Source organism: Streptomyces sp. NPDC048420 (assembly GCF_040651535.1).
Classification (GTDB): Bacteria; Actinomycetota; Actinomycetes; order Streptomycetales; family Streptomycetaceae; genus Streptomyces.
In genome coordinates this window covers 263550-290457 of record NZ_JBEZKG010000013.1, presented here as the reverse complement: position 1 = coordinate 290457, position 26908 = coordinate 263550, and the positions used below count along the sequence as shown (strand labels likewise).

Genomic DNA, 26908 nt, shown 5'->3' with positions numbered 1-26908 from the left:
TGAACCAGTCGTCCGGCAGGACCGCGGCCACGGCGAGGACGGAGGACGCTCCGAGAGGGGTCCCGGTTGCGCCCGCCGCGGCACCGGCCATCACACGCCACACGGCCGGCGGGCGATTCGGAGCGGACGTCCCACAACTGACGGCCCGTCGTCCCCGTAGGCGCGGAGGCGGCCATCCCCGGGAGCCGCTGTCATGACCGAGAACCACCTGGACGGCCGCGAGTTGCGGCATCGTACCCCCAAGGAGCGGGCCGCGCTGGGCAAGGCGGCGCGGGCCGCCGTCCCGCGCTCCAGCCACGCCGAGTTCGTGCCGGGCCCCAAACGAGCGGACCCGCTGGAGATCATCGGACAGCAGTCGGCGACGCGGCTGCACGAGCTCGTACCGGTCCGCTACGGGAGGATGTCCGAGTCTCCGTTCCGGTTCTACCGAGGAGCGGCCGCCATCATGGCGTCGGATCTCGCGGAGACGCCGAGGACGGGTTTCAGGACCCAGCTGTGCGGCGACGCCCACATGTTGAACTTCCGGCTGCTGGCCTCACCCGAGCGCCGCCTCATGTTCGACATCAACGACTTCGACGAGACGCTGCCGGGCCCCTGGGAGTGGGACGTAAAGCGCCTGGCCGCCAGTCTCGTCATCGCCGGCCGGGCGAACGGCTTCAGCACCAAGGAGCGGGCGGCGATCGTACGGGCCACCGTGCGCTCCTACCGCGAGAACATGCGCGCGTTCGCCGGAATCGGCAACCTGGCCGTCTGGTACGCCCAGTTCGACGAGAAATGGGTGGAGGAGCGGTTCGGGGAGGACGTCTCCGCGCGGGGCCGCGACCGCTGGGCGCAGGCCCTGGCCAAGGCGCGTTCGCACGACACCCTCCAGGTTTTCGACAAACTCACCATCGTGGTCGACGGCAAGCGCCGTATCGCCCCCGATCCGCCGCTCATCACCCGCCTCGAGGACCTGGTGCCGGACGAGCGGCGCGGCCAGCTCGAGCAGCAGATCACCCGGTTGATCGAGCGTTACGGCAAGACCCTGCAATCGGACCGGCGGTTCCTGCTGGAGCAGTACCGGGTGGCCGACATGGCGCGCAAGGTCGTCGGGGTCGGCAGTGTCGGCACCCGCTGCTGGATCGTGCTCCTGCTGGGGCGGGACGACGAGGACCCCCTGTTCCTGCAGGCGAAGGAGGCCGACGAGTCGGTGCTGGCACCGCATGTCGGGCCCACCGCGTACTCGACCCAGGGCGAGAGGGTCGTGTCCGGGCAGCGGCTGATGCAGGCCACCAGCGACATCTTCCTGGGCTGGGAGCGGGTCGAGGGGCTCGACGGCCGGCGCCGCGACTTCTACGTACGGCAGTTGCGGGACTGGAAGTGGGTCGCCGTGGCCGAGGACATGGTGCCGCGGGGCATGCGTACGTTCGGCGCGCTGTGCGGGGTGACACTGGCCCGTGCTCACGCCAGGTCCGGCGACCGCATCGCCATCGCCGCGTACCTGGGCGGCGGCGACTCCTTCGACCGGGCGCTGGTCACGTTCGCCGAGCGCTACGCCGACCAGAACGAACGGGATCACCAGGCCCTCGTCGACGCGATCAGCACCGGAAGGCTGGCGGCGGAGGCCGCGTGAGGAGCCGGAGCACTCCGCATGCTCGCAGGTGAGGTGCTGAGTGGTGCCTCTCACCGAGGAAAAGAGGAATCGATGATGGCCACGACCACGACGCACCGCCGCTCGGAAACCGCCGAGGCTGCTGCCGGCGGTCTGACGGTGTTCGCCGCTGGCCTGCTGTTCATCGCCCAACTACGTCTTCCAGTTCGATCTGACCGGCTGGGGTTGGACCCAGCTGGTCCTCGGAGTGATCGCCATGGGCGTGAGCGCGGGTCTCTTCACGCGCGCCACCTGGGCCCGGGTCGTCGGGGTCGGGGCTGGCGATCATCGCCAACTTCCTGTCACTCCCGTACTACCCCGTCTGGTCACTCACCCTGATCGCGATGTACGGCTTCGTCATCTGGGGCCTGTGCATCGTGCGGCGGGAACGCTGAGCGACGTACCGGTCGCCGCGGAAGCCCCTGACGGCGCCCGCGCCACGTAGGAGGATCCATCGCCGGAACGACGTCGGAGAGCGGCTCCGGCCCCGCTGCGCGGAGTCAGCCGCCGGAAGCCGACCTGCTGAGAACCATGCTGGGCCGGCCGGAGTATCGCAGGGCCCTGGTGTTCTGTGGCCTGATCGGTATTCCGGTGGCACTGATCGCCTTCTGGTTCCTTGTGGCGGTCCATCAGCTGGAGCAGCTGATCTGGACGGACTGGCCCAAGGACCTGGGCTGGGACAAGGCTCCCTGGTGGTGGGCGCTTCCCCTGCTCACGCCGGCCGGTCTCGTGGTCGGCGTGGTGGTCGCACGGTTTCCGGGCCGGGGCGGACATGTGCCCGCGGGAGGCCTGCACTCGGGTGGCATCACGAGGAAGGCGCTGCCCGGCGTCCTGATCGCCGCTCTGGTCGGTCTGCCGCTCGGCGTCGTGCTGGGGCCCGAGGCACCGCTGATCGCGATGGGCGGCGGACTGGCGCTGCTGTTCGCGAGACTGGCCCGGGCTCCGGAGACCGAGGCGAGCACGGCACTGCTGGGTGCGGCCGGGGCGGCGGCCGCCGTCTCCGCGCTCTTCGGGAATCCGATCGTGGGCGCGGTGCTGCTGATCGAGGTGGCCGGGGTGGGCGGCCCGCAACTGTTCGCGGTGATGCTGCCCGCACTGCTGGCCAGCGGAGTGGGCGACCTGATCTTCACCGGTTTCGTCCGCTGGACCGGCTTCGAGACGGGGAGCCTGGACATCGGCATGCCCAAGCCGCCGCCGCTCGACTGGGCGGACGTGCTGTGGGCGCTGGTGCTGGCGCCCGCCCTCGCCTTCCTCGTCCACTGGGCCTTCGTGGGCGGACGCTTCGCGGCGCGGTTCGTAGCGGCCCGGACGGTTCGCAACACCACCCTCTGCGCGCTGGCCGCGGCGGTCTGCATCACCCTCTATGCCGTCGCCACGGGACGCTCGCCCGCCGAGGCGGCCCTGTCGGGCGAATCCGCTCTCTCCGATATGGCGCAGGATCCGCACGCATGGCCGGTGGGCGCCCTGATCGCGGTGCTGGCTTTCAAGGGCCTGGCGTACGCGCTGTGTCTGGGCAGCCTGCGCGGTGGTCCCGTCTTTCCCGCCCTGTTCCTGGGTGGGGCGGCCGGTGTGCTGCTGGCGCCGCTGCCCGGTCTGGGGCTGGTCCCGGCGATGGCGGTCGGGATGGCGGCCTCGGTGACCGCGGCCCTGCGGCTGCCGGTGAGCAGCGTCGTCCTGGTCGTGCTCCTGCTGGGCAATGTGGACACGGTGGCACTGGTGGTGCTGGCCGCGGTCATGTCCTTCGTACTCGTCCAGCGGCTGCCCCAGGGCCCTGGCATCCCGGCGACCGGCGAGCAGCCGACCGATCGGACGACGCACTGACGCCCTTTCCGGCCGGGTGCCCTCACGATGTCCACGTGCCGGCCTGGCCGTCGGCCGTGCGGCATGCCCCGCCCGCACGGTCCGGAAGTGCAGGCCATGTCATCACGGTGGTGAGCTGTGGTGAGGAGCGCCGTCCGTCGGCATGTCGCCGGGCGGCGGGCCCGGCGGTCCGGGTGTGCCCAGACGGCGGACGGCCCAGGGCTCGCGGGCGATGACCGCGCCGGCCGTGAGGCCCAGGGTCGCGACCACGCAGAGCGTGATGAGCCAGGACAACAGCGTGAAGACGGCGCCCAAAGAGCCGTACTTCGCCAGACTGTGGTTGAGCGCCCGGGGAACGTACAGCGATGCGGTGGAGGTGAGGACGGCCAGGGCCGTCCCGGTCAGCAGCGCACCCGGCAGCAGCGGCCGCCAGGGCACGCGCGCGACCAGCAGCAAATGCTGCGTCCACCACCAGATGAGCACCTCTGCGGCCATCAGCAGCGGTACGCCGAGCCACAGCCCGAGGCCGAAGCCGTTGCGCAGGCTCCCCTGTACGGCGAACATCGCCAGCCAGGTCGCGAGCCAGGCGATCCAGCGCCAGGCGGCCACCCGCGCGCTCGCCTTGGGCAGGCTCCAGGCGCGCTGGCACAGCCGTTGCATGGCTCGGCTGCACGCGGTGGCCGAGAGGAGCACCATCAACCCGCCGACGGCGCCGGTGGTCTGGCGCAGCTCGTCCGACGGCTCATCGGTGCCCTTGAGGACCTTGTTCAGTTCGGCGTTCGCGCTTCCGGTCAGTCCGAAGGCGTCGTGCAGGGACGTGACGAACTGGTCACGCAGCCACTGCGGGGCGATGGAGGCCACCACGAACAGCAGGGGCACGGCCGTGAGGAACGTCTGGGCGGCCAGCCGGGTCGCCGAGTCGAGCACGTTCACCGAGATCAGGTGCGACAGCAGACGCGTGATCACGGGGAACCGACTCTCGGTCCGGGTGCGGAGTTCCATCAGCCGGGACCGTGCCGAGGCGGCACGCTCCCGCAGTGCCGCCCGGCGTGATGGACGGTCCGGGCGCTTTCCTCCGGTCCCTGTCCCTGGCTCCATGCTGCCAGGGTGCCGCTGCTGCGCCCGCGTGGCCCCGGCAGGTGTACGGCACAGGGCCGGATGGGCCAAGAAACTCGCGCGGAAAGGGGCGCGGGGGACGATCTGGTCACGGGGTGGGGTGGGCCCGGCGCGGACCGGCGTCACCGCCGACGAATTGTGCGGCGCGGGACCGGCGGGGAGACTGAAGTCATGGTCGAGAGTCGTGCCGTGGCCGGACGCTCACTGCCGCGCGGGGGGCTGTGATGGTGCTCGACCTGGTGGTCATCGGCCTCGCGATCACCGTGTTCCCCCTGTCGGTGACCGCGTTCGTGCTGGTCCTGTCGGCGCGTGGCGGAGTGTGGAACGGCCTGGTCTTCATCCTCACCTGGCTCGCCTGCTTCGTGGCCGTCATCGCCGCCGTACTGCTCACCACCGGCGGCAAACCGCCGGCTCCCCACTCCCCGCCCTCCACCGCCTCGTCCGCCGTCAAGCTGGCCATCGGCGTGGGACTGGTCGGATACGGCTGGTACCGGCACCGGTCCCGGCGCAAGAACCGTGAAGGGGCCGTCCCCTCTTCGGGCCGACGGCACAAGTCCTCCGGCGGACTGATGGCGCGACTCGACCGGATCTCCCTGTGGACCGCGGCGGGGCTGGCTCCGCTGCTCCAGCCGTGGGGGCTCGTGGCAGCCGGCGCGGCGACGGTGGTCAGCGCGGACATGTCCCACGCGACCTCCTACCTGGCCCTGTTCGGATACTGCCTCCTTGCCACGAGCAGTCTGCTGGCGATGGAGATCTACACGACGTTCGCCCCGGACTCGGCCAGAGTGCGCCTGGGCAAGCTCCGCGTCTGGATCACGACCCACCAAGAGCAGGCGCTGGTGACAGTGGCATTGGTGGCCGGATTGTTCTTGGTGAGCAGAAGCATCGCCCAGTTGACGTCCTGAGAGCTTGCCCGACAGCCCGTAGTATCGGCCAAGAAGCCTCCGGCCGACAGGGAGACAGCGCGTGATCAGCGGATACGTCATCGGCGAGAGCCTCAGGCCGGGAGCGGTGTTCGAGCCGCGCGGACTGCGGCTTCGGAAGGTCGGCAGGGTCGAGATCGACGGTGCCGCCGACGCCCAGCCGGCCGTGTGGACGCTCGTCGAGTGGGAGAGCGACGGCGACGACGTCGGCGCGCTCGCGGACGCGTTGGCCGAGGCGTTGGAGCCGGAGCTCGGCTGGTACGCCGACTTCGTCGCCGGGGACGAGCGCGTGGTCGTGTTCGCCGGGAAGGTGTTCCGCTATCGGCGCGGCGACGCGGCCGGCCGCGCCGAAGCGGTGGCGTACGGACGGTCGGTGGGAACGCCCGAGCATCAACTCGACTGGGAGGAGTGACAGGAGGACCTCACGTCACGACGCCGCCCGCTGGTCGTCCCGGACGTCGTCCGGGTGGGCGAGGCCGAGCTGGTGGCGCAGGGTCGGGCCCTCGTACTCGGTGCGGAAGACGCCCTGTTCCTGGAGGAGCGGGACGACCTTGTCGGCGAAGGTGTCGAGGCCGGTCGGGGTGATGTGCGGGACCAGGATGAAGCCGTCACTCGCGTCGGCCTGCACGTACTCGTTGATGGTGCGGGCGACGGTCTCGGGCGAGCCGATGAAGTTCTGCCGGTTGCCGGTGTTGATGACCAGGTCGCGGATGGACCACTTGTTGGCCTCGGCCAGCTCTCGCCACTCGCGGGCGGTGGCCAGCGGGTCGCGGTACATCCGGACCTGGGCGCGACCGCGGGAGATGTGCTCCTCGCTCACCAGGGGGTCGATGTCGGGGAGCGGCCCTTCAGGGTCGTACGCGGACAGGTCGCGGTTCCAGACGAACTCCAGGTGCTTCAGCGCGGTGGCGCCGCTGACCTGCTGGCGGCGGACGATCCGCGCCAGTTCCTCGGCCTCCGCGTCGGTGTCCGCGAGCGTGAAGGACGCGGCGGGCAGGATCAGCAACTGGTCATGGCGGCGGCCGTACTTGGCGAGGCGGTTCTTGACGTCGGTGTAGAAGGCCTGGCCCTCCTTGAGGGTGGCGTACCGGCTGAAGATCGCGTCGGCGGACGAGGCGGCGAACTCACGGCCCTCGTCGGAGTCGCCGGCCTGGAAGATCACCGGGCGGCCCTGCGGGGAGCGCGGGACGTTGAACTGCCCGTGGATGTCGAAGTGTTGGCCCTGGTGAACGAAGGAGCCGGCCTTCGCATCGCTCAGGAAAGCACCCGTCGCCTGGTCGGCGACGATCTCGTCGCCGCGCCAGGAGTCGAAGAGCTCCTGGGTGGTGGCGAGGAACTCCTTGGCGCGGGAGTAGCGCTGCTCCTGTGGGAGGAAGCCGCCGCGCCGGAAGTTCTCGCCGGTGAAGGCGTCCCAGGAGGTGACGACGTTCCAGGCGGAGCGGCCGCCGGAGAGGTGGTCGAGGCTGGCGAACTGGCGGGCCACCTCGTAGGGCTCGTTGAAGGTGGAGTTGATGGTGCCGGTCAGCCCCAGGTGCTCGGTGACGGCGGCCAGCGCGGCCAGGACCGTGAAGGTGTCGGGGCGGCCGACCACGTCCAAGTCGTAGATCTTCCCGCCCTGTTCACGGAGCCTGAGCCCCTCGGCGAGGAACAGGAAGTCGAACTTGGCGCGTTCGGCGGTCTTCGCGAAGTGCGCGAAGGAGCTGAACTCGATGTGGCTGCCGGCCTTCGGGTCGCTCCACACGGTGGTGTTGTTGACGCCGGGGAAGTGGGCGGCCAGGTGGATCTGCTTCAGCGGCTTGCTGGTCATGTCGGTACGGGTCCTTCCGGGCTGGCTCAGGCGGACGCGGCGGCGTAGCGGTTTGCGGGGCGGCCCAGGCCCAGCAGACCGCGCAGGGTGTCGGCCTCGTAGGCGGTACGGAAGGCACCCCGGCGCTGGAGCTCGGGGACCAGGCCCCGGGTGACAGCGGGGAGGTCGTGGCCGGCCACGGCGGGCCGCAGCCGGAAGCCGGTGAGCCCTGCTTCCTGGAACTCGACGAGCAGGTCGGCGAGTTGGGCCGGGGTACCGGTGAAGATGCGGGCGTCGCTGGTGTACGGTTCCCCCGCGAGAGCGTCGAGACGTGCGCGGCGGTCCTCCGCGACGGTCTGCTCGTCGTCCAGGAACACCACCAAGTCACCGAAGACATGCAGGAGTTCACCGGAACGCCCGGCCGCCTCCTGCTCCGCGCGGATCTCGGCGACGATCGCCCGGGCCTGGCCGGCATCGTGCGGGGTGATGTAGCCGACGTCGGCCTGGCGGGCGATGAGCCGGTACGGCACGGTCTGGTGACCGAGGGCGGTGACCAGCGGCTGGCCCTGCGGCGGGCGAGGGGTGATGGAGGGCCCCTTGACGCTGAAGTGCTTCCCCTCGAAGTCGATGTAGTGCAGCTTGTCCCGGTCGACGAAGCGGCCGGTGGCGGCGTCGCGGATCTCGGCGTCGTCCTCCCAGCTGTCCCAGAGGCGGCGCACGGCCTCGACGTAGTCGGCGGCCTCGTCGAAGAGGTCGCTGACGACTTCCTGGGTCCCGGGGCTGTCGTAGGCCTCGATGCGCGCGATGGTGCGGCGGCCGAAGTGCGCGGCCTCGTTCGGGCGCGCGGTGATCTGGACGCGCAGGCCCGCCCGGCCGGTGCTGACGTAGTCGAGGGTGGCGATCGCCTTGGAGAGGTGAAACGGCTCCGTGTGGGTGACCACCGCGGTCGGGACCAGGCCGATGTGCCGGGTGAGCGGGGCGACACGGGAGGCGATCAGGACCGCGTCGAGGCGGCCGCGGACCTGGTCCGTGCGCTCGTCCGGGTCGAGGAAGTGGGAGGACTGCGGGCCGAGGCCGTCCTCGATGGTGACGAAGTCGAGCAGGCCGCGCTCGGCCTCGGCGACGAGGTCGGCCCAGTAGCCGGCGGTGAACAGGTCCCTGGGGCGGGCGACTTGCTCACGCCAGGAGGCGGGGTGCCAGCCGGTGCCCTCCAGGGCGACGGCGAGATGCAGGGGAGAAGAAGGTGACACGGGTGGGTGCCTTCCTGGAGATCCGTACGGGAGCGCCGGCCCGCGGATGGGCAGGGCGCGGCGGCGGGGCAGGCAGGTGACGGGTCAGGAACAACAGAGCGCGGCGGACACGCGCTGGAGATCGATGTGGGGCCGGGAGTGGAGGTGGGCGGAGCGCAGTGTGCGGATCACGCCCGTCACCTCCTCCTTCTGGGCGCGCGGGGGCGCCCGGCGGATCTCGTCCTCGGTCACAACGCCATGTCCTCGCGGGATGTTCCTGGACTGCGGACCAGAAGGACGGGCGAGGGGCGGCGCAGGGTGAAGCCGATCGACTCGTAGAGCCGGATCGCGTGCGTGTTGTCCGCGGCCGCGTGCAGGAACGGGGTGTCGCCGCGTTCCCGGATGCCCGCGGCGACCGCACGGACGAGCCGGGTGGCCAGGCCCCGGCCCCGGTACGCCGGGTCGGTGCAGACCGCGCTGATCTCGGTCCAGCCGGGCGGGCGGAGCCGCTCGCCTGCCAGGGCGATCAGCCGTCCCCGGTCCCGGATGCCGAGGTAGGTGCCGAGTGCGATGGTCCGCTCGAGAAAGGGGCCGGGTCTGGTGCGGGCGACCAGGTCCAGGATCTCGGGCACGTCGTCGCGGCCGAGCCGTACCGCCTCGGGGGCGGGTTCGGCCCGTAGAGCGGTGTCGATGAGCTGGACGCCCACTCCCCCGCCGACGACCTCCCATCCTCCGGGGACCCTCTCAACCGGCTTGTGCACGCCGTGCACTTCGAGCGCTGCGGCGGTCATACGGCGGCCTCCCTGCGGACGCGGGCCCTGAGGTCGGTGAGACCGGTCCGGAGTTTCTGGAGCGGGGTCGGCGGCAGGGCGCGCGTGGCGCCGCGGGCGTAGTACCGCTCGACGTAGAACTGGACGACCGACACGGCGCTGGTGAGGATCCGGTACCAGACGGTGGCGACCAGCAGCAGCGGCACGACGTCGCCGGGATAGGTGGCGCCCATGGACTGCACGGTGCCGAACAGGTCGAGCAGGGAGACGTAGAAGACCAGCGAGGTGCTCTTGACCAGGCCGATGAGCTGGTTGACGTAGTTCGGGGTGATGGAGCGCAGTGCCTGCGGGAAGACGATCCTGCGGAACTGGTAGCCCTTCGGCAGCCCGAGTGCGGCGGCCGCTTCGTGCTGGCCCTGGTCGACGAAGAGGATGCCGCCGCGGACGACCTCCGCGGCGTAGGCCGCCTCGTTGAGGCTGAGGCCGATCACGGCGATGACCATGTCGGTGGCGAGCCGGGACTCGTCGAAGGAGAAGAAGGCCGGGCCGAAGGGGACACCGACGCTCAACGTCTTGTACAGCGCGGAGAAGTTGTAGAGGAACAGCAGGACCACGATCAGCGGGATCGAGCGCAGCGCCCAGACGTAGGTCCAGCTCACCGCGCGCAGGACCGGGCTCTTCGAGAGCCGGGCCAGGGCGAGCAGGATGCCGCCGAGGAGGCCCAACGCCGCGCTGTAGGCGGTGACTTCGAGGGTGATGAGGAGTCCGTCGAGGACGGTCGGGCGCAGGAACCAGTAGCCGAAGCGGTCCCACTGGTAGAAGGGGTTGGTCGCCAGACCATGGACGAACTGGGCCGCCAGGACCAGGACGACGACGGTGGCGAGCAGCCGGCCCGGCCGTCTGAGCGGCAGAACTCGCTGTGCGGTGAGCTGTTTTGACGGAACGTGGGCTTGGGGCGGTGCCTCGGTGACGGACACGGCGGCGCCTGGGGGTTCACTCATGCGGGGCTCCGGCGGTGTGGGATCGCCCCTGGAACACGGCGGAGGCGGCGTCCTACGGCGGCAGGACACGGCGCACGGGAACCGGGGGCTGGGCGGACGACGGCACACCGCGAGCGCGGTGTTCGTCAGGAACGCGGGGGCTGGGAGAAGACGTCAGCCCTGACAGCGGGCACGGCCCGGTGCGCTACACAGTGCGCTGTTGACGCGGAGCAGGTCGACGGCGCGATCGGCGACGAGTACGTCGGCGTACGGCTGTACGCAGCCCGGGGCGCGGCGCTGGGCCGTCCTGGGAGCTGCGTACATGTCGGTCACCGTCACTGTTCTCGGGAGTCCCGGAGGAAGTCTTGTGGCCCGTAGGTCAGGCCAGTTGTCGGAATCATTGTCAACGCCGGTCCAGCAGGTGGAACGGTGTTCAGAGGCGTCGGCCGGTGTGCGAGGCCCAGTCCAGGATCTGTACGGCGGCTCCGGCGGCCTCCAGGCCCCGGCAGTGCGCGTGGTGCCTGCGGGCGATGCCGTCGAGGTCGAGGTGGGCGCCGAAGGCCGGGTGGGCGGCCAGGCGGCGGGCGTAGGCCCACAGGGTCGGGTGGTCGGCGATGCGGTGCACCGCGGCGGCGTCCAGGTGGTGGCGGTGCACGGTGTCGAGTTGGACGAGCGTGACCCACAACTCGACGTCTGCGGCGGTGATGTGATCCCGGATCAGATACTCGCGCCCGTCGAGCCAGCGCTCCAGCGAGCCGAGCGAGTCCAGCAGCTGTTCCAGTCCCGCGCTCCGCTCGTCCTCGTCGCCGCCCGCCGATCCGGCGCGCTGCGCGGCCCGCTCGATGCCCTGGGCGCACATCCGCTCGACGGCCTCGGTCTCCGACTCCGCGCCGCACGGGTAGAGGGCCGGGCGGCCGCCGCCGAAGTGTCCGGCCAGGTCGCGGGTGATGTCGGCGGCGTGGGTGCTGACGATCCGGCCCGACCAGTCGTCACTGAGCACCGGGGCGAGGGCCGCGCCGGTGTACCGGTGCGCGCTGGCCTCGTACAGCGGGCGCAGCGCGGAGTGTCCGCCGTCGGGACAGTCGGGGACCGGGTCCAGGTAGGTCACGGGACAGACGTCGTCGAGGCCGAGCAGGCTGTGCACGACGGCGATGCGCAGTCCGTCGGCACAGGCGGGGACGAGGTGGAGCCGGTAGCGGCGCGGCACGGCGTAGTGCCCACTGCGCGCGTCCCGGCCGATCCGGCCCCGGAACGCGGGGGCCGCGTGGGTGGCGGGGACGTGCGCGAGCGGTGTGACGGACATGGGTCTCCCCGGGGTGTCGGTGCGCAGACGTACGCGCGGCGGAAGCGTCGTCGAGTGGGAGTGGGCGGCCGCCCCCGAGGGTGGCGCACGCCTGGGTGGCGCACGCCTGGGTGGCGCCGGCCTGGGTGGCGCCCGTGTGGGCGGCCGGGCTCAGCCCTGGTGCCTGATCGCGCTGCAGACCCGCAGCAGATCGATGTGACGGCGGGAGGTCAGAAGAGGCGAGGGCCCGGACGTACGGCTCACTCGGCCGACGGCCGACTCAAGGCACCTCATGTTTCCCTACCTATTCACTAGGATTCCCATCTGGAGTGTCGATCGGGCAGGGGCGCACGTCAAGAGGGCGTCCACGAGGCGGGCACGGCCAGGAGGTGGATCGGCCTGGCTCTCGGGCCTAACCCGCCCGGTCCAACCGGAAGCGGGGGCCGGGTTCAGCGCGGCCGGTGGCGAGGTCGGCGGCCGTCGCGCCGATGAGCGGGGCGAACTTGGCGCCGCGCCCGGAGCACGGGGACGCGACGACCAGCGAGCCTCGCCGGTCCAGGACGGAGTCCTCGTCGGGGGTGCTGGTGCAGAGACAGGCACTACGAGATCTTCGGATTCGGGGTGCGGGAGTGGGTCTGTAACTACACGGCCATCACGCGCAGGAAGTCGGCACGTCCGTCGCGCCGACGGGGCTGAGGCCGACGGCGAGCGCCTCACCTGGGGTGGAGGTGCCGGCCTGCCCGACACGCCGTGGCCCCGCCCGCGCGGCCGCGCCCAGGACGGCGACGGCTCGAACGCGTCGTGCGCACAGTAGGCCCGGACCCAGGGGCCCGCCTGACGGATACCGCCGGGCTGGCAGGCCCCTGAGCCCAAGGACCCTCAGCGCTTGAGCGTGAAGGTGAAGTCGCCGGAGAGCCGGCCGGTCAGCCGGACCGCCGAGACGATCTTCCCCTCGGTGACCAGCCGCTCGACCTCGGCCCGTGAGAGACCGCAACCCTCTGCGATCAGCCGCACCGGTCGGACCGGGATCCGCGCCGCGAAGCGGACCGAGACGTCGAGCACCTCCTGGTCCAGGTGCTCCGGCGCTCCGGTGTCGAGGCGCCAGGCGTCGTTCCAGTCGAGGGCTATGCGGTTACGGCGCCGCAGGACCGGATCCTGGAGCAACTCTGCTGCCAGACCTGGGTCGTTGCGGTGCATCCGGTCCAGCAGGTCGGGTCTTACGGAGCGCACGTTGGTCCGCTCCAGGACCGTGAGCTTCGTGGTTTCCCCGCAGTTGGTGCAGAGCGCGAGGAGCCAGACGTCGATGAGCTTGTGGTGGGCGTTGACGCGGAACTTGCCGCTCGTCCGGAAGCGATCGGACGTGCACGCGTGGCAACGGCGCAGCACTAGCGGCAGGCAGGTGGGCATGACCACCCAGATGGTGAGCACAGAAGTACACCGGTTTCAGTGAGAAGTCCGCAGCAAAAAGGAGCGCGGCGCTAAGGCGCGACGCGCGACGATTCAGCGCTCGGGAGGTCTCACACGGTGTACAACGGCACGTCCTTGCCCAGACGACTTGGTCCGGCAGCACGGTAGCGGCGGACGGTGGTGCCGGTCCACCGGTTTTGGGGCCACCGGTTCACCTGGCCTTACGTGGCCCGGTACGCCCGGAGACGCGATGAACTGGTCTGCCGCGAGACGGGCGTCGGGGACGTCGAGCGGCGCGGCCTCGCCGAAGGCGGCGAACCGCTCGGCAGGCGCCTCGTCCGGGGTGTCGGCCATGGCGTTCTCGCCGCCGCCCGGCAGGTGGCCGGACTGGGTCCGGACCAGGCGTTGCAGCGTGGCGGGTGTCGTCGAGGATGCGCCGGATCGTGGTGATCAGCGACTGGCCGACGGTGTCGAGGACCGCCTGCAATGGCGTCTGCTTGTCGCCGAAGTAGTCGTAGACCGTCCGCGACCACGGAGACAGCGGCACCGCAACCAGCCTGCTCCTGGTGACTCGCGTGATCGGGTTCGCCGCCTACGACCGCACCACCCGTGAGTTCGTGACCGTGAACCAGGACCAGATCGGCGAGGGCGACGCCGCCCTCTTCCCCACCACCGCTCGGGCCCTGCAGCGGCGCAACGCCAGGCTGCGCGGTCTCAGCACCGTGCCCTCCGGTGCGGGACGGCCCGCCCACTCGGCCCTCGCCCTGCCCGAGTTCGCAGCTCACCGTCTCGGCAGGTGATCAGTCGAGGCAGAACTCGTTGCCCTCGACGTCCTGCATCAGAATGCACGACTCGTCGAAGTCGTCGGCGAGCAGCACGCGTACCCGTACCGCGCCGAGTGCTTCCAACCGTACGCACTCGGCCTCAAGGGCGGCGAGACGCTCGTCACCCACCAGCCCGGTGCCGACCCGCACATCGAGATGCACCCGGTTCTTGACGACCTTGCCCTCGGGGACGCGCTGGAAGTAGAGCCGCGGACCCACGCCGGAGGGATCACCGCAGACGAACGAGGCGCCCTGACGCTCGGGCGGCAGGGAGCGGTCGTAGTCGCCCCACGTGGCGAACCCCTCCGGCGGTGGCGGTACGACATACCCCAGCACCTCGCACCAGAAGCGGGCGACCCGCTCGGGCTCCGCACAGTCGAAGGTGACCTGGACCTTCCTGATCGTTGACATGGGCGCACCATAACAGCGACCGTTCAGTGCGACTCCCGGCTGACCTCCGACCCGCTCGAGCCGACGAGGAAGTCCAAGTCGGCGCCCGTGTCGGCCTGTTGGACATGGTCGACGTACAACCGCTCCCAGCCCCGGCGCGGGTTGGCGAAGCCCTCGACGGTGGCCGCGTTCGGCGTGCGGGCGGCGAGTTCGGCGGCCGGCACCTCCAGGTCGATCCGCCGGGCCGCGACATCGAGGCTGATGAGGTCGCCGGTCCGGACGAGGGCGAGCGGGCCGCCCGCCGCCGCCTCCGGCGCCACATGCAGGACGACGGTGCCGTACGCCGTTCCGCTCATACGGCCGTCGCAGACGCGGACCATGTCCCGCACACCCTGCTCCAACAGCTTGGTGGGCAGCGGCATGTTGGCCACCTCGGGCATGCCCGGGTAGCCCTTGGGTCCGCAGCCGCGCAGCACGAGCACGGAGTCCGCGTCGACGTCGAGGTCCGGGTCGTCGACGCGGGCGTGGAAGTCCTCGATGCTGTCGAAGACGACCGCCCGGCCCCGGTGCCGCAGCAGGTGCGGTGAGGCCGCCGCGGGTTTGATCAGTGCTCCGTCGGGGGCGAGGCTGCCGCGCAGGACGGCGATTCCGCCCTCCTCGACGAGGGGCCGCGCCCGGGTCCTGATCACCTCGGCGTCCCAGATCGGGGCGTCGGTCAGATGGTCCACCAACGGTTTTCCCGTGACGGCCAGCGCTTCGGGGTCCAGGAGGTCGGCGACCTCGCGCAATACGGCGAGCAGTCCGCCGGCCCGGTGGAAGTCCTCCATCAGGAAGCGTCCGGCGGGCTGGAGGTCGACCAGGACGGGCACCCGGGACCCGATGCGGTCGAAGTCGTCGAGGGTCAGCTCGATGCCCAACCGGCCCGCGATGGCGAGGAGATGGACGACGGCGTTGGTCGATCCGCCGATCGCGGCCAGCGCCACGATCGCGTTGTGGAAGGACCCCTTGGTCAGGAAGGTGCTCGGACGGCGCTCGGCGGACACCAGCTCCACGGCGAGCCGTCCGGTGCCGTGCGCCGCCTCAAGCAGCCTGCTGTCCGGCGCGGGTGTGCCTGCCACTCCGGGGACGACTGTGCCCAGGGCCTCGGCCACCAGCGCCATGGTGGAGGCGGTGCCCATGGTGTTGCAGTGCCCGCGGCTGCGGATCATCGAGGACTCGGAGCGGATGAACTGCTCCTGGGACAGGGTGCCGGCCCGGACCTCCTCCGACAGCCGCCACACGTCGGTACCGCAGCCCAGCGGAGTGCCGCGGAAGGTCCCGGTCAGCATGGGACCGCCGGGTACGACCACCGCGGGCAGGTCCACCGAGGCGGCGGCCATCAGTAGGGACGGGATCGTCTTGTCGCAGCCGCCCAACAGGACCACCCCGTCGAGGGGGTTGGCCCTGAGCATCTCCTCCGTGGCCATCGCGGCCATGTTGCGCCAGAGCATCGCCGTGGGCCGCACATTGGTCTCGCCCAGCGACACCACAGGCAGGTCGAGAGGGATGCCGCCCGCCTCGTACACGCCGTCGCGGACGGACCTGGCCACCTCGTTCAGGTGCGCGTTGCAGGGCGTGAGGTCGGAGGCGGTGTTGGCGATGGCGATCTGCGGCCGGCCGGTGAAGGCGTCCTGCGGCACCCCGCGCCGCATCCAGGCCCGGTGGATGTAGGCATTGCGGTCCTGTCCGGCGTACCACTGTGCGCTGCGAAGCCTCATCGCTCAGCTCTTTCCGATAATCGGTACGGCGGTCTACCATCCGGAACGCAATGCAGCATACGCAGCCGGTCCACGCTTCGACAGCCTCCCTCGCGGACAGCGCGGAGGGCGACCGTCTCGTGGGCTCGGACCGGGTGCTCGCCGTGCTGAAGGAGCTCGCCCGGCATCCGGACGGAGTGACGCTCGACGAGCTCACCCGGACGATCGGCAGCCCCAAGCCGACCGTGCACCGGGCCCTGGCCGCACTGCGCCGGGCCGGTCTGGCCGGACAGGACTCCCGCGGCCACTACCTGCTGGGCGACGAGTTCCTCCGGATGGCCTTCGCCCATCACGAGGCCCGTCCCGAACACGTCCGCGTCCGGCCGCTGTTGGAGACGCTGGCCGCCCGGTTCGGCGAGACGGCCCACTACGCCGTCCTCGACGGGCGCGAGGTCGTCTACCGCGCCAAGGTCGACCCGCCCACCGGTGCGGTCCGGCTGACCTCCACGGTCGGCGGCCGCAACCCGGCCCACGCGACCGGTGTCGGAAAGCTGCTGCTCGCCCATGAGTTGGGCACCCTGGACGCCGTACGGCAGTGGATCGGCGCGAGCCCGCCGGAGCGGCGGACACCTCGAACCCTGTGTACGGCCGAGGAGTTGCACCGCGATCTGCGGGCCACCGTCGAGCGGGGTTACGCCCTCGACGACCAAGAGAACGAGACCGGGGTCAACTGCCTTGCCCTGCCCGTGTACGGCACCTCGCCGACGGCCCCGTCCGGGGCGGTGAGCGTCAGCGCGCTGACCTACCGGACTCCCCTGCGGACACTGGTCGACGCCGTGGAGGAGATCCGCGAGGCGCTCGGTCCTCTGAAGGAGCCCTTCTGATGCGTGCGTTCGTCCTCACGGCCCCCGGCGAGTACGCGGTGCAGGACGTGCCCGCACCGGTGGCCGCTCCCGGTGAGGTCGTCGTGGACGTCGAGCGGGTCGGCGTGTGCGGAACCGACCTGGAGTTCTTCACGGGGGCCATGGCCTATCTCCACCAAGGGCACGCCGACTATCCGATGCGGCTCGGGCACGAGTGGGCCGGACGGGTGCACGCGGTCGGTCCGGGGGTCGGGTCCGGCTGGGTGGGCCGCCGGGTCATGGGCGACACCATGCTGGGCTGCGGGGCCTGCCGTCGGTGCCGTCGCGGGCACCAGCACGTCTGCGAGAAGCGTGAGGAGGTGGGCATCCGGGGCGGCCGCGCCGGGGCCCTGGCGGAGCAACTCGCCGTGCCGGTCGGCTCGTTGCACGCTCTGCCCGACTCCGTGGACCCGGTGCTCGGCGCGCTGGTCGAGCCGGGTGGCAACGCCCTGCGGGCCGCGTGGGCGACCGGGGCCGGGCCCGGCGACCGGGTCCTGGTGCTGGGGCCGGGGACCATCGGACTGCTGGTCGCGATGTTCGCCCGGGCCGCCGGTGCGGAGGTGCACCTGCTGGGCTCCACCGAGGCCTCTCTGACCTTCGCGCGTTCGCTGGGCTTCCCGCACACCTGGCGCGAGGACACGCTGCCGGACCTGCCGTTCGACGCGGTCGTCGACGCGACCAACGCGGTCCATCTGCCCGCCTGTGCAGTGGAGTTGGTGGAGCCGGGTGGGCGGCTCGTGTACATCGGTCTGGCCGCCGAGCCCAGCAGGATCGACACCCGCGCGCTCGTCCTCAAGGACGTGACGGCGGTCGGGGTCCTGTCGGCCTCTCCGGGGCTCGACGCCACGATCGAGGCGTACGCCGGGCGGGTCGTCGACCCGAGGCCGCTCGTGGCCGCGACCGTCGCCCTGGGTGAGGTCGGGACCGTACTCGCGGGCGGGCGGCCGCCCGGAGCGGGCCCCGGCCCGAAGATCCACGTCGATCCGCACGTGATCTGATCCCGTCTCTCATGCAGGGGGAGCCCGGTGGACTACAAGGCGCAGCCGACCGCTCAGGTCGACGAGACGGCGACGGTCGGCGACGGGACGACGGTCTGGGATCTGGCGCAGATCCGGGAGGACGCCCGGTTGGGCAGCGGGTGCATCGTGGGCCGGGGGGCCTATGTCGGTCCGGGGGTGCGGATCGGCGACAACGTGAAGCTCCAGAACTACGCGCTGGTCTACGAGCCCGCCGTACTGGAGGACGGGGTGTTCGTGGGCCCGGCCGCGGTCCTCACCAACGACTGCTTCCCCCGCTCGGTGGACCCGGAGGGCAAGCTGAAGCGCGGCGGCGACTGGGAGGCCGTGGCGGTCATCGTGGCCGAGGGGGCGTCGCTGGGGGCCCGTTCGGTGTGTGTGGCGCCGGTGCGTGTCGGACGGTGGGCACTGGTCGCGGCGGGCGCCGTGGTGACCAACGACGTACCGGACTTCGCGCTGGTGGCCGGCGTTCCCGCGCGCCGGATCGGCTGGGTCGGCCGGGCCGGCGTCCGACTGGTCGGGCGGGACGGCGAGCCGGGCGGCTGGCAGTGCCCGCAGTCGGGTGCGCTGTACGACGAGAAGGACGGCCACCTCGTCGAGCGCGTATGACGCCTGCCTCCACCAGAACGGGCACCGTTCTGAGCCACCCGACGACGGCCTCCGCGGTGGCGGCGGCGCCGATGTAACCGACCGGCCACGGCTGCCTGCGCCTTCCGATAACGTTTTGCTCGTGATCACGGGCGAGATCAAGGGCAGGGTGGGTCGACCGGACGCGGTGGGTGGGTGACCGGCCGGCCGAGCCCCGCGGTGCTGCCCCCGTCGCTGCGCGCGCGGCTCGGGCTGGTCGCGGCCCTCGCCGCGCTGGTGGTCGTCGTGCCTGGGGTCCTGTACGCCGGTCACAGCGAGCCGGGCAGGGTGGACAGGTGGATCATCCCGCCGACGGCGGACAGTGTGCGGCCTCCGTGGCGGCATGTCGCTGTGGCTCTGGACTTCTTGGGAGCGCCTGCCGGATCGGTGATGCTGGTCATGGTCATCGTGGTGGGCTGTCTGCTGCTTCAACGTCCCCGCGCGGCGGTGCTCGTCGTTGCCGGCGCCGCCGTGGCCGTGGGGACGGCGACGCTGCTCAAGCAGCTGGTGGGGCGCACCATCCACGGCGCCGACAACCTGTCCTACCCGAGCGGACACACCGCCTTCTTCACCGCGCTCGCCTTCGTCGCGGCGCTGCTCGCGACGGACCGGCTCGGCCTCGACGGTACGGCCGGCACGTCACTCGTGCTCGCCGCGGCGCTGGTCGCCGGCGCCGCGATGGGATGGGCGCAGGTCGCCCTGGGCGCGCACTATCCGACCGATGTCCTCGGCGGCTGCTGCACCGCGCTGGCGGTGGTACCGGCGACCGCCTGGCTGGTCGACCGGATCGCCGACCGGTTGGCAGCCGCCGGTCCGCGGGCGCGCCGCTGACGTCTGCTCACGCCGTACGGCGGAACACGGGCTTCACCGGTCGCCCGGCCAGCCAGGGGGTGGGGTCGGCGGCCTCCAGCGCCTTCCGGTACACCGCGCATGCCTGCGCCACCACCTCGACGGTGCGGTCGATGTCGGCGTCGCTGAGCGCGCTGCTCACCACGAACGACGGGGCCAGCACCCCGCCCGCGAGGAGCCGGCGCAGGAACAGCGTGCGGTACTCCTGCGACGGCTGCCCGTTCTCGTCGAGGGTGGCGAAGACCAGATTGCTGGCCCGGCCCCGGACGACGACGTGCTCGCCGACGCCCATGCCGGCCGCAGCGTCGCGGACACCGGCGGCCAACCGCTCGCCGAGGGTGTGCAGCCGCGCGGTGACGCCCTCTTCGGTGTAGGTGGTCTGCACGGCCATCGCGGCTGCCAGCGAGTGCGTTTCCGCGCCGTGCGTGGTGGACAGCAGGAACACCCGGTCGCCGGAGTGGCGCAGCCCGCCCCGCTCCATCAGGTCGCGGCGCCCGGCCAGTGCGGAGACGGCGAATCCGTTGCCCAGCGCCTTACCGAACGTGGAGAGGTCGGGGACGACGCCGTACAGGCCCTGGGCGCCCGCCTCGGACCAGCGGAAACCGGTGATCATCTCATCGAAGATCAGTACGCAGCCGTGCCGGTCGGCCAGTTCGCGCAGGCCGGCGAGGTACCCGGGCGGCGGCTCGGTGTGGGTGGCGGGTTCGAGGATCAGGCAGGCGATTTCGTCCTGGTACCGGGTGAGCAGTTCCTCCGTGGCCGCCAGGTCCCCGTAGGGGAACGCCACGGTGAGCTCGTTGGTCGTCGCCGGAATGCCGGCGGACATCGGTGTGGTGCCGATGAACCAGTCGTCGGTGGAGAAGAACGGATGGTCGGCGCAGAGGGCCACCCGCGGGCGCCCGGTGGCTGCGCGGGCGAGGCGCACCGCGGCGGTGGTGGCGTCGGAGCCGTTCTTCGCGAACTTCACCATCTCGGCGGTCGGCACCGTGGCCAGGAAGCGTTCCGCGGCTTCGACCTCCACGATGGAGGGCCGGACGAAGTTGCTGCCACGGTCGATCTCCCGCCGCACCGCCTCGGTCACGCGTGGGTGGGCATGTCCGAGGCTGACCGACCGCAGCCCGGACCCGTACTCGATGTAGCGGTTGCCGTCGACGTCCCACACATGGGCGCCATTGCCGTGGCTGATGACCGGGGCCAGGTCCTCGGGATACTGGTCGTCGCCCTTGGCGTAGGTGTGCGCGCCGCCGGGGATCATGGCGTGGAGCCGTTCGTTGGCCGCACGCGACCGGGGCAGTTGCAAGTCTTCGCTGTGCAAGCCGACTTCACCCTTCCTTGTGTTTCAGGACCTCGGCGAGGCTCGGTGCCTCCCGGTCCCGCTGGGACATCGAAGTGACCGGCAGTGGCCAGGGAATGGCGAGTTCCGGGTCGTCGAAGGCGATGGTCACGTCCTCGGCCGGATCGTGCGGACGGTCGATACGGTACGAGGTGTCGGCGGTTTCGGTGAGCGCCTGGAAGCCGTGCGCGCACCCCGCCGGGATGTACACGGTCTTCTGCGTCTCACCGGACAGCTCGAAGAAGGCGCGGTTCCGGTACGTCGGCGAATCCGGCCGCAGGTCCACGACGACGTCGAAGATCTGCCCGTACGAGCACCGCACCAGCTTGGCCTCGCCCGCGCCGGAGCGCAGGTGCAGGCCGCGCAGCACGCCCCGGACCGAGCGGGAGACGCTGTCCTGGACGAAGGCGTGCGGGTCGAGGCCCACCGAACGGACCACGTCGACGTCGAAGGTGCGGCAGAAGAAGCCGCGTTCGTCGGCGTACGGTGTCGGCTCGAACAGGTACGCGCCGGCGATCTCGGTGACTTCAGTCGCTTTCATGGAGCCTTCCGCGGGGCGTGGGTGTTCGCCGGGAACAAGGTCGTGGTCAGGGCGGTGAACTGCTGGGCGAGTTGCTGTGCGGCGACCCGGTTTCGCTCGGTGAGTGTCTGCCGCAGATCCACCGCGTGCTTCTCCAGGTCCCGGAACTGTTCGAGCAGCCGGTCGGCGTCGACCTCGCGTGCCGGATGGCAGTACGCGCCGAGGCCCATCCGGTCCATGAGGGCATCGCTCTTCGCCGCATAGCAGAGGGCGAGCACGGGCGTTCCGGTCTTCAGCGCGCAGATCAGGTTGTGGTAGCGGACGGCCACCACGGTGTCGGCGGCTGCCATCTCGTTCATCAGGTCGGCCAGTGAGGCCGGTTCGGCCGCGGTGACCAGGGGTGAGTCCACCGCGTCGAGGATCGCGGCGACCACCGACTCATCGCACTCGTCGCCGGTGAGCAGCCGGACCGGTCTGCCCTCCTCGACCAGTGTGCGGACGAACGTGATCGTCCCGTCGAGGTAGCGCCGGTAGATCTCGTCGGCCCGGGCGCGGTCGTCGTTGCCTCCGTGGAAGTCCATGACGCCGAGGCAGACTAAACCCGGTGTGCGGGTGGGCACGCGGGCCCGAGGCCCCGGCAGGGAGAACGCGAGGTCCGGGTAGACCTCGTCGCGAGCGGTGTCCACGCCCATCGTCCGCATCGCGTCGCGGGACTGGGTGTCCCGGTACGAGCGGTACGCGGCGAGCCGTGCCGACCAGCGCACCAGGGCACGGGTCGGCCGGTTGCGGATCTCGGCGGCGCCGACGCTGACCAGCGCGACCCGGGTGCCCAGCAGCCGGCCGCTCGCGCAGAGCAGGAAGAGCGAGTACGGGAAGCCCCACGGCCGCAGCGGCAGGGTGGCCTCCAGGACACCCATGCCCGGCACGATCACCACGTCGTGCCGGCGGACCCAGGCGGCGGTGCGGAAGACGTCGATGAGTTTGCCGAGTCCCTTCGACGCGATCGCGCCCGCACGGGACGCGGTTCCGTACTCCGCGCGGTTCCAGTGCAGCCGCGTCGCGGGGATCCCGAACCTGGCCGTCACCGCCTCGGGTCCGCCGCACAGCGCGTGCACGCTCGCGTCCGGGTGCTCGGCGCGGAGGTATCCGAGGACGGCTTCAAGTGATCCGTCGTTGCCGAGGTTGCCGGAGCCGAGCAGGCCGAACACCCCGACGCGTACCGGGGTTTCGTCCGCAGACGTCATGCCTGCCTCTGCTCACGGCCGGCGACGAGGGCGTCGAGGGAGACGGTCAGCTTGGCCGGGTCGACCGGGGCGCGGTCCTCGACCCGCTCGCCGACGCCCGGCCGGACCCGGCTGGTCATCCATGCGGCCAGGTGGCGGTAGCACTCGCGCCGGTCGGCCGGGGACAACGGGGCCCGCCGGATCGCCGAGGCGAAGCCCCAGACGTACTCGGCGAGCAGCCGGGGAGTCGGGTGCAGCATGCCTGCCCGGCGTGGGTCCAGGTTGACGCACCGGGAGCGCTTGGACGGGTTCGCCCGCTCGGCCCGGGTGGGGTGGTCGCGGCGGAAGTACAGAAGTTCCGGCACCTGATGGAAGCGCCCGTGCAGGGTGATCTCCGCGACGTAGGTGCGGTCCGCGTGGTGGTAGCTGTCCATCGGTTTCACCCGGCGCAGCATGTCGGTCCGCATCACCCCGTAGAAGTCGTCGCCGCCCGGCTCGAACAGCAGACTGCGGAAGCGCTCCGGGGCGTGCGGCGAGTCGGTCGTGAGGGTGTACTCGTAGGGGACCTTCACCCGGCCGTCGCCGTCGATGACCGCCTGGTCGGTGTGCGCGAGGATCAGGTCCGGCCGCTCGTCCAGAGCTTCGATGCAGCGCCGCAGCAGGTCGCGGCCGTAGAGGTCGTCGTGCGAGGCCCACTTGAACAACTCGCCGCGGGCTTCGTCGAGCACACGGTTGTGGTTCGGTGTGGCGCCGATGTTCCGGGGCAGCCGGAGGTACCGGATGCGCGAGTCCTGCGCGATGTACTTGCGGCAGATGTCCTCGGTGCCGTCGGTCGAGGCGTTGTCGGAGATGACCAGTTCGAAGTCCTCGTAGGTCTGGCCGAGCAGCGCGTCGAGTGATTCCGCCAGGTACTCCTCGCCGTTGTACACGGGCAGGCCGATTGTCAGCCTGGGTTGGGAGGTCATGAAATCCTCACTTCGGGGATGGGGTTGTGGCGGTGCTCACGCAGGGCGGACCGCAGTTGCAGCCACCACACGGCCGAGCCGCCGACGGTCGCGGCCGCGACGCCCCAGGCCGAGCCGACCGTGCCGGCCAGGGCCGCCCCGCCGAGCCCGCCGCTGACATAGAAGGCGGAGGCGAACAGTTGGCAGCGCAGGCTGCGCCGCGCGGCGCCGAGGGCGCGCAGGCCGGCCGCCGCGCCGGTGCCGAGGCCCGCGCCCGCGACGCTCAAGGTGATCGGCACGATGAGATGCGAGGAGGAGTGCCAGACGCTGCCGAGCAGGAGGTCGCCGAGCCGGTTCGGCAGCAGCAGCAACGAGCCGCCCCACAGCAGAGCGGCGGCGGCCTGTCCGCCGCCCAGCAGGAGACAGAACGTGCCCAGGCGGTGCGGGGACTGCCGCAGCACCCGTGCCGCCTCCGGGACGGTGACCAGTGACAGTCCCATCAGTACGGCGAGGAAGGGGCCCATCAGGAGCTCGGCGCCCCGCACCGCGCCCACCGCGCCCACCCCGACGATCGCGCCGAGCCCGTAGGCCCGCAGTTGGCTCGCGCCGCTGAGGCTGACGTTCTCTACCAGGTACCGGTAGCCGAGATCGCGCTGTTCGCGAAGCCACCCGCGCGCCTGGGTCAGCCGGGGCCGGATGCCGGACTGGAAGCAGCCGTACGCGGCGGCCACCGCGGCGGACGCGCCCCAGGCGAGCACGAAGGCGGCCACGGTGTCCACGTGGGCCGCCGCCACCATGGCCGGGACGAGTGCCACACACCAGACGACGTCGTTGACGAAGGCCTTCCGCCCGTTGCCCGCGGCGAAGAACGAGAACCGCCAGGCGTCCTGCAGCAGCAGTCCCGGCAGCATGACGCCCAGGCAGGCGAACGCGGGCCCCAGCCGCCCGCCGAGAGCCAGTCCGGCCACCAGGGACACCGCACCAATGGCGGTGCCGACGCCGAGTGCCGTACCCGTCGACCGGGCCACCGCCCCGCGCCAGGTAGCCTCCGGCACGCCGCTGAAGCGCACCATGAGCGGATCGGTGGTCAGGCCGCGGGAGACGTTGAGCACCACGCCGTACGTCACCCAGGCCAGGCTGAACACGCCGAACGCGGTGACCCCCAGGGAGCGGGCCACGTAGATGCCCACCGCGAAGTTGCTGATGCTGGAGGCCGCCTGGTCGGCCAGTCCCCAGGACAGCCGGCCGACCAGGGCCCGCTTGGCGGACCGGGCCGGTGGCGCCCCTGTCCGGGGATTCTCCCCCTCGACGGGCATGGACGTCATGTCTTGATCAGCCCTGCCTCGTGCAGGGCGTCGGCCGCGTCGGCGACGGTGCTGAACGGCAGCCCGGACCGCTGGGCGACGTCCAGCAGACTGTGCTCGCCGTCGGACAGGTTGAGCACCCAGAGCATGGCCATCTGGGCCTGCTTGGTGTCGCTGCGGCCACCGAGCGCGTCGTACAACCCCCGCCGTCCCAGCTGTGGTTCGCCGTACGGGCTGAGGTTGACGTACTGCCGGTTGCGGTCCAGGACGGCGAACGCCTCACGGCAGACGGCGAGGGTGTCCGCCATCGCCTCCGGGGAGACGAAGTCCAGGTTGTCCGCCGAGGTGTGGTACTCGGGGTAGCCCGCGTACGGGGTCCGGGTGAGCGAACCGACGCCGAGGTCGAAGCCGGGCGAGCAGTACTGCCGCTCGTCGTAGCCGTACGGAGTGAACTCGGCGACTCGGTGCGGGCGTTCGGAATCGGCCAGCACGTGCTGCATCACCCGGTCGATCTCCGCGTCGCCTCGCCTGCTCTGCTTGTACGTCAGTTGACCCCGGTCACCGGCGCAGGCCAGTACGACGCCGTGCTTGACGCGTTCCACCCGTTCCCTGTTCCGGGCCAGCCAGGTGATCGCCCCGATGGTGCCGGGCGCGAAGATGAACCGGTAGGTGTAGTACGGCGTCTGCTGCGCCAGCTCCCGGGCCAGGTACGTCGCCACCGCGACGCCGGCCATGTTGTCGTTGGCCAGCGCCGGGTGGCAGACGTGGCAGGAGACGATCACCTCGTCGGCGACCTGCCCGGGGACGACATGCTCGGCGTAGGTGAGGTGGCCGTCGGCGAGCGTGGAGTCGATGCACACCTCGTACTCGCCGTCCGGCATCGCGTCCAGCGTGTCCTGGGCCAGGCAGAAGCCCCACTCCGGTTTGTAGTAGCTGGTCCGGTACGGCACCCAGGACGGCTGGTCCGGCAGGGTGTGCAGGTGGCCGCGCAGCTCGGACAGCGGCATCGTCGCCGACACCGGAACGCTGTAACCGAGCACATGCAGGCTGGACTCCGCGAAGTCGACGACCCGGTTGCCGGCCGGGTCGGCGATGTAAGCGTCCCGGATGTTCCACTCCTGCGGCACCGTCCAGTCGAGGACCTGGGTCCCGGTCGGCACCTCGTGCACCTGCAGCGGGATGTACTCGCCGACGATGTCCAGAGTGGCGCGCACACCGTCGCCGGTGATGCTCCGGCAGAGCGGGTACAACCGCTCCACCAGGGCGTACATCTCCTCGCCGGGATCGGTCATCGGCGCCACCGCAGGGTGTCGTCGACGGTGCCGGCCTCGGTCGCCGCGCGCAGCACGGCGAGCCGGGTGAAGCGCCGGTCGAAGTCCTCCTTGGTCAGCCCGAACTTCCCGTAGGCGTCGGCGAGTTCGAGCGCGCCGCGCTTGACCGTCCACTCGATGTCGAAGCCGGGGATCGCGGCGCGGAACCGGGAGAAGTCCACCCGGTAGGACCGCGGATCGGCGCCGTTCTCCCCGGTGATGTTCACCTTGGAGCCGGGCACCGCCTCGGCGACCTGCTCGGCGATCTCGGCGACCGTGACGTTGTTGGTCTCGCTGCCGATGTTGAACGCCCGGTCGTGCACCGCTTCCCGCGGCGCGGTCAGCGCGGCCGTGAAGGCCCGTGCGATGTCGGCGGCGTGCACCAGTGGGCGCCAGGGGGTGCCGTCGGAGAGCACCAGCACCTCGCCTGACAGCAGCGCGTGGCCCACCAGGTTGTTCAGCACGATGTCGGCGCGCAGCCGGGGCGAGTAGCCGAAGGCGGTGGCGTTGCGCATGTACACCGGGGTGAAGTCGCCATCGGCCAGTGCGTGCAGGTCGTCCTCGACCCGCACCTTGGACTCCGCGTACGGGGTCACCGGTCGCAGCGGAGCGTCTTCGCCCACCAGGTCGTCGCCGCCTGCGGCGCCGTAGACCGAGCACGTCGACGCGTACAGGAAGCGCCGCACTCCGGCGTCGCGGGCCAGCCGGGCCAGCCGTACGGACGCGTGGTGGTTGATGTCGTAGGTGAGTTCCGGCGCCAGCGAGCCCAGCGGGTCGTTGGACAGGGCGGCCAGGTGGATCACGGCGTCCACCCCCGCCACGTGTTCGGCCGTGACGTCGCGCAGGTCCACCCGGTGCCCCTGCGGGTCCGCGGGTGTCTCGCCGAGGACGGAGTCGGCGAACAGGCCGGAGTCGAGGCCGACGACCTCGTGTCCGGCGGCGGCGAGGACCGGGGCCATCACGGTGCCCAGGTAGCCCTGGTGTCCGGTCAGTAGTACGCGCATGGT

27 protein-coding genes and 3 pseudogenes are annotated in these 26908 nt (G+C 71.3%); 11 read left to right on the top strand and 19 right to left on the bottom strand.

Annotated elements, in window-relative coordinates:
- Positions 1-193: 193 nt before the first annotated feature.
- The 3 genes and pseudogenes from AB0D34_RS26175 to AB0D34_RS26165 all read left to right on the top strand — a co-directional run bounded on the left by AB0D34_RS26175 (position 194) and on the right by AB0D34_RS26165 (position 3451).
- Entirely contained in the window at positions 194-1612 is a 1419-nt protein-coding gene (locus AB0D34_RS26175; protein ID WP_362665338.1) for a DUF2252 domain-containing protein, read from the top strand.
- A gap of 75 nt (positions 1613-1687) precedes the next feature.
- Positions 1688-2025 (top strand): annotated as a pseudogene (locus AB0D34_RS26170) (hypothetical protein).
- Between the two features lie 136 nt (positions 2026-2161).
- The gene (locus tag AB0D34_RS26165) at positions 2162-3451 is read left to right on the top strand and encodes a chloride channel protein (protein WP_362665336.1); all 1290 of its coding nucleotides are present in this window, start codon (positions 2162-2164) and stop codon (positions 3449-3451) included.
- Between the two features lie 102 nt (positions 3452-3553).
- Here AB0D34_RS26165 and AB0D34_RS26160 read toward each other — a convergent pair whose 3' ends face one another.
- Positions 3554-4432 (bottom strand): YhjD/YihY/BrkB family envelope integrity protein, encoded by an 879-nt coding sequence (locus AB0D34_RS26160; RefSeq protein ID WP_362665334.1) that lies wholly within the window; start codon positions 4430-4432, stop codon positions 3554-3556.
- Positions 4433-4770: 338 nt separating this feature from the next.
- Between AB0D34_RS26160 and AB0D34_RS26155 the strand changes: the two genes are divergently transcribed.
- Entirely contained in the window at positions 4771-5451 is a 681-nt protein-coding gene (locus tag AB0D34_RS26155) for a GAP family protein (RefSeq protein ID WP_362665332.1), read from the top strand.
- Between the two features lie 61 nt (positions 5452-5512).
- On the top strand, positions 5513-5881 hold the full coding sequence (locus tag AB0D34_RS26150) for a hypothetical protein (RefSeq protein ID WP_362665330.1): 369 nt from the start codon (positions 5513-5515) through the stop codon (positions 5879-5881).
- Between the two features lie 15 nt (positions 5882-5896).
- Here AB0D34_RS26150 and AB0D34_RS26145 read toward each other — a convergent pair whose 3' ends face one another.
- The 7 genes and pseudogenes from AB0D34_RS26145 to AB0D34_RS26115 form a co-directional block, all read right to left on the bottom strand.
- Complete coding sequence (locus AB0D34_RS26145) at positions 5897-7276, bottom strand: NtaA/DmoA family FMN-dependent monooxygenase (RefSeq protein ID WP_362665329.1); 1380 nt, start codon at positions 7274-7276, stop codon at positions 5897-5899.
- Positions 7277-7302: 26 nt separating this feature from the next.
- Positions 7303-8505 (bottom strand): LLM class flavin-dependent oxidoreductase, encoded by a 1203-nt coding sequence (locus AB0D34_RS26140; RefSeq protein ID WP_362665327.1) that lies wholly within the window; start codon positions 8503-8505, stop codon positions 7303-7305.
- A gap of 84 nt (positions 8506-8589) precedes the next feature.
- Positions 8590-8736: a putative leader peptide gene (locus AB0D34_RS26135; RefSeq protein WP_362665325.1), complete on the bottom strand. Its 147-nt coding sequence runs from the start codon at positions 8734-8736 to the stop codon at positions 8590-8592.
- Positions 8733-9227 (bottom strand): annotated as a pseudogene (locus tag AB0D34_RS26130) (GNAT family N-acetyltransferase); the annotation flags it as partial. The gene AB0D34_RS26135 and the pseudogene AB0D34_RS26130, both read right to left, overlap by 4 nt.
- A gap of 44 nt (positions 9228-9271) precedes the next feature.
- Positions 9272-10255 carry an amino acid ABC transporter permease gene (locus AB0D34_RS26125; RefSeq protein WP_362665323.1) on the bottom strand — a complete coding sequence of 328 codons (984 nt, stop codon included), beginning with the start codon at positions 10253-10255 and terminating at the stop codon, positions 9272-9274.
- A gap of 153 nt (positions 10256-10408) precedes the next feature.
- Positions 10409-10558 (bottom strand): hypothetical protein, encoded by a 150-nt coding sequence (locus AB0D34_RS26120; protein ID WP_362665321.1) that lies wholly within the window; start codon positions 10556-10558, stop codon positions 10409-10411.
- Positions 10559-10667: 109 nt separating this feature from the next.
- Entirely contained in the window at positions 10668-11537 is an 870-nt protein-coding gene (locus AB0D34_RS26115; RefSeq protein WP_362665319.1) for a glutathione S-transferase C-terminal domain-containing protein, read from the bottom strand.
- On the opposite strand from AB0D34_RS26115, the gene AB0D34_RS26110 reads away from it, so the two are divergent.
- The gene (locus AB0D34_RS26110; RefSeq protein WP_362665455.1) at positions 11536-11736 is read left to right on the top strand and encodes a hypothetical protein; all 201 of its coding nucleotides are present in this window, start codon (positions 11536-11538) and stop codon (positions 11734-11736) included. The two genes, AB0D34_RS26115 and AB0D34_RS26110, sit on opposite strands and share 2 nt — an antisense overlap.
- Here AB0D34_RS26110 and AB0D34_RS26105 read toward each other — a convergent pair.
- Positions 11688-11810 (bottom strand): putative leader peptide, encoded by a 123-nt coding sequence (locus tag AB0D34_RS26105; protein ID WP_362665317.1) that lies wholly within the window; start codon positions 11808-11810, stop codon positions 11688-11690. The two genes, AB0D34_RS26110 and AB0D34_RS26105, sit on opposite strands and share 49 nt — an antisense overlap.
- Positions 11811-12395: 585 nt before the next feature.
- Entirely contained in the window at positions 12396-12944 is a 549-nt protein-coding gene (locus AB0D34_RS26100) for a DUF1062 domain-containing protein (RefSeq protein WP_362665315.1), read from the bottom strand.
- 560 nt (positions 12945-13504) lie between these two features.
- Between AB0D34_RS26100 and AB0D34_RS26095 the strand changes: the two are divergent.
- Positions 13505-13723: pseudogene (locus AB0D34_RS26095) on the top strand (FAD-dependent oxidoreductase); the annotation flags it as partial.
- Here the strand turns inward: AB0D34_RS26095 and AB0D34_RS26090 are convergent.
- Both AB0D34_RS26090 and AB0D34_RS26085 read right to left on the bottom strand, forming a co-directional pair.
- Positions 13724-14158, bottom strand: coding sequence for a VOC family protein (locus tag AB0D34_RS26090; protein WP_362665313.1), 435 nt, complete (start codon positions 14156-14158; stop codon positions 13724-13726).
- A gap of 23 nt (positions 14159-14181) precedes the next feature.
- Entirely contained in the window at positions 14182-15894 is a 1713-nt protein-coding gene (locus tag AB0D34_RS26085) for an IlvD/Edd family dehydratase (RefSeq protein WP_362665311.1), read from the bottom strand.
- Between the two features lie 38 nt (positions 15895-15932).
- Between AB0D34_RS26085 and AB0D34_RS26080 the strand changes: the two genes are divergently transcribed.
- The 4 genes from AB0D34_RS26080 (at position 15933) to AB0D34_RS26065 (ending at position 19249) form a co-directional block, all read left to right on the top strand.
- Positions 15933-16757, top strand: a complete 825-nt coding sequence (locus AB0D34_RS26080) for an IclR family transcriptional regulator (protein WP_362665441.1) — start codon at positions 15933-15935, stop codon at positions 16755-16757.
- Positions 16757-17773 carry an alcohol dehydrogenase catalytic domain-containing protein gene (locus AB0D34_RS26075; protein WP_362665309.1) on the top strand — a complete coding sequence of 339 codons (1017 nt, stop codon included), beginning with the start codon at positions 16757-16759 and terminating at the stop codon, positions 17771-17773. The genes AB0D34_RS26080 and AB0D34_RS26075 overlap by 1 nt, the downstream gene beginning before the upstream one ends.
- Positions 17774-17800: 27 nt before the next feature.
- A complete protein-coding gene (locus AB0D34_RS26070; protein WP_362665307.1) occupies positions 17801-18400 on the top strand; it encodes an acyltransferase in 600 nt (199 codons plus the stop codon).
- A gap of 174 nt (positions 18401-18574) precedes the next feature.
- The gene (locus AB0D34_RS26065; protein ID WP_362665305.1) at positions 18575-19249 is read left to right on the top strand and encodes a phosphatase PAP2 family protein; all 675 of its coding nucleotides are present in this window, start codon (positions 18575-18577) and stop codon (positions 19247-19249) included.
- Between the two features lie 7 nt (positions 19250-19256).
- On the opposite strand, the gene AB0D34_RS26060 is transcribed toward AB0D34_RS26065, so the two are convergent.
- The 7 genes from AB0D34_RS26060 to AB0D34_RS26030 are packed head-to-tail and all read right to left on the bottom strand — an operon-like array spanning position 19257 to position 26905.
- Positions 19257-20582 (bottom strand): glutamate-1-semialdehyde 2,1-aminomutase, encoded by a 1326-nt coding sequence (locus tag AB0D34_RS26060; protein WP_362665303.1) that lies wholly within the window; start codon positions 20580-20582, stop codon positions 19257-19259.
- Positions 20583-20589: 7 nt separating this feature from the next.
- The gene (rfbC, locus tag AB0D34_RS26055) at positions 20590-21141 is read right to left on the bottom strand and encodes a dTDP-4-dehydrorhamnose 3,5-epimerase (RefSeq protein ID WP_362665301.1); all 552 of its coding nucleotides are present in this window, start codon (positions 21139-21141) and stop codon (positions 20590-20592) included.
- Complete coding sequence (locus AB0D34_RS26050) at positions 21138-22364, bottom strand: polysaccharide pyruvyl transferase family protein (protein ID WP_362665299.1); 1227 nt, start codon at positions 22362-22364, stop codon at positions 21138-21140. Before AB0D34_RS26050 ends, rfbC begins: the two co-directional genes overlap by 4 nt.
- Positions 22361-23308 (bottom strand): glycosyltransferase, encoded by a 948-nt coding sequence (locus tag AB0D34_RS26045; RefSeq protein WP_362665298.1) that lies wholly within the window; start codon positions 23306-23308, stop codon positions 22361-22363. Before AB0D34_RS26045 ends, AB0D34_RS26050 begins: the two co-directional genes overlap by 4 nt.
- Positions 23305-24612, bottom strand: coding sequence for a hypothetical protein (locus tag AB0D34_RS26040; RefSeq protein ID WP_362665296.1), 1308 nt, complete (start codon positions 24610-24612; stop codon positions 23305-23307). The genes AB0D34_RS26045 and AB0D34_RS26040 overlap by 4 nt, the downstream gene beginning before the upstream one ends.
- Complete coding sequence (locus AB0D34_RS26035; RefSeq protein WP_362665294.1) at positions 24609-25892, bottom strand: DUF4910 domain-containing protein; 1284 nt, start codon at positions 25890-25892, stop codon at positions 24609-24611. The genes AB0D34_RS26040 and AB0D34_RS26035 overlap by 4 nt, the downstream gene beginning before the upstream one ends.
- Positions 25880-26905, bottom strand: coding sequence for an SDR family oxidoreductase (locus AB0D34_RS26030; protein ID WP_362665292.1), 1026 nt, complete (start codon positions 26903-26905; stop codon positions 25880-25882). Before AB0D34_RS26030 ends, AB0D34_RS26035 begins: the two co-directional genes overlap by 13 nt.
- Between the last annotated feature and the right edge of the window lie 3 nt (positions 26906-26908).

What these genes read in the sequence shown, in the direction of transcription:
- rfbC (WP_362665301.1), bottom strand. Translation starts at nt 21,141, where the DNA reads ATGAAAGCGACTGAAGTCACCGAGATCGCCGGCGCGTACCTGTTCGAG.
- AB0D34_RS26145 (WP_362665329.1), bottom strand. Translation starts at nt 7,276, where the DNA reads ATGACCAGCAAGCCGCTGAAGCAGATCCACCTGGCCGCCCACTTCCCC.
- AB0D34_RS26030 (WP_362665292.1), bottom strand. Translation starts at nt 26,905, where the DNA reads ATGCGCGTACTACTGACCGGACACCAGGGCTACCTGGGCACCGTGATG.
- AB0D34_RS26040 (WP_362665296.1), bottom strand. Translation starts at nt 24,612, where the DNA reads ATGACGTCCATGCCCGTCGAGGGGGAGAATCCCCGGACAGGGGCGCCA.
- AB0D34_RS26175 (WP_362665338.1), top strand. Translation starts at nt 194, where the DNA reads ATGACCGAGAACCACCTGGACGGCCGCGAGTTGCGGCATCGTACCCCC.
- AB0D34_RS26050 (WP_362665299.1), bottom strand. Translation starts at nt 22,364, where the DNA reads ATGACGTCTGCGGACGAAACCCCGGTACGCGTCGGGGTGTTCGGCCTG.
- AB0D34_RS26105 (WP_362665317.1), bottom strand. Translation starts at nt 11,810, where the DNA reads ATGAGGTGCCTTGAGTCGGCCGTCGGCCGAGTGAGCCGTACGTCCGGG.
- AB0D34_RS26085 (WP_362665311.1), bottom strand. Translation starts at nt 15,894, where the DNA reads ATGAGGCTTCGCAGCGCACAGTGGTACGCCGGACAGGACCGCAATGCC.
- AB0D34_RS26125 (WP_362665323.1), bottom strand. Translation starts at nt 10,255, where the DNA reads ATGAGTGAACCCCCAGGCGCCGCCGTGTCCGTCACCGAGGCACCGCCC.
- AB0D34_RS26045 (WP_362665298.1), bottom strand. Translation starts at nt 23,308, where the DNA reads ATGACCTCCCAACCCAGGCTGACAATCGGCCTGCCCGTGTACAACGGC.
- AB0D34_RS26115 (WP_362665319.1), bottom strand. Translation starts at nt 11,537, where the DNA reads ATGTCCGTCACACCGCTCGCGCACGTCCCCGCCACCCACGCGGCCCCC.
- AB0D34_RS26155 (WP_362665332.1), top strand. Translation starts at nt 4,771, where the DNA reads ATGGTGCTCGACCTGGTGGTCATCGGCCTCGCGATCACCGTGTTCCCC.
- AB0D34_RS26165 (WP_362665336.1), top strand. Translation starts at nt 2,162, where the DNA reads ATGCTGGGCCGGCCGGAGTATCGCAGGGCCCTGGTGTTCTGTGGCCTG.
- AB0D34_RS26075 (WP_362665309.1), top strand. Translation starts at nt 16,757, where the DNA reads ATGCGTGCGTTCGTCCTCACGGCCCCCGGCGAGTACGCGGTGCAGGAC.
- AB0D34_RS26110 (WP_362665455.1), top strand. Translation starts at nt 11,536, where the DNA reads ATGGGTCTCCCCGGGGTGTCGGTGCGCAGACGTACGCGCGGCGGAAGC.
- AB0D34_RS26160 (WP_362665334.1), bottom strand. Translation starts at nt 4,432, where the DNA reads ATGGAACTCCGCACCCGGACCGAGAGTCGGTTCCCCGTGATCACGCGT.
- AB0D34_RS26120 (WP_362665321.1), bottom strand. Translation starts at nt 10,558, where the DNA reads ATGTACGCAGCTCCCAGGACGGCCCAGCGCCGCGCCCCGGGCTGCGTA.
- AB0D34_RS26090 (WP_362665313.1), bottom strand. Translation starts at nt 14,158, where the DNA reads ATGTCAACGATCAGGAAGGTCCAGGTCACCTTCGACTGTGCGGAGCCC.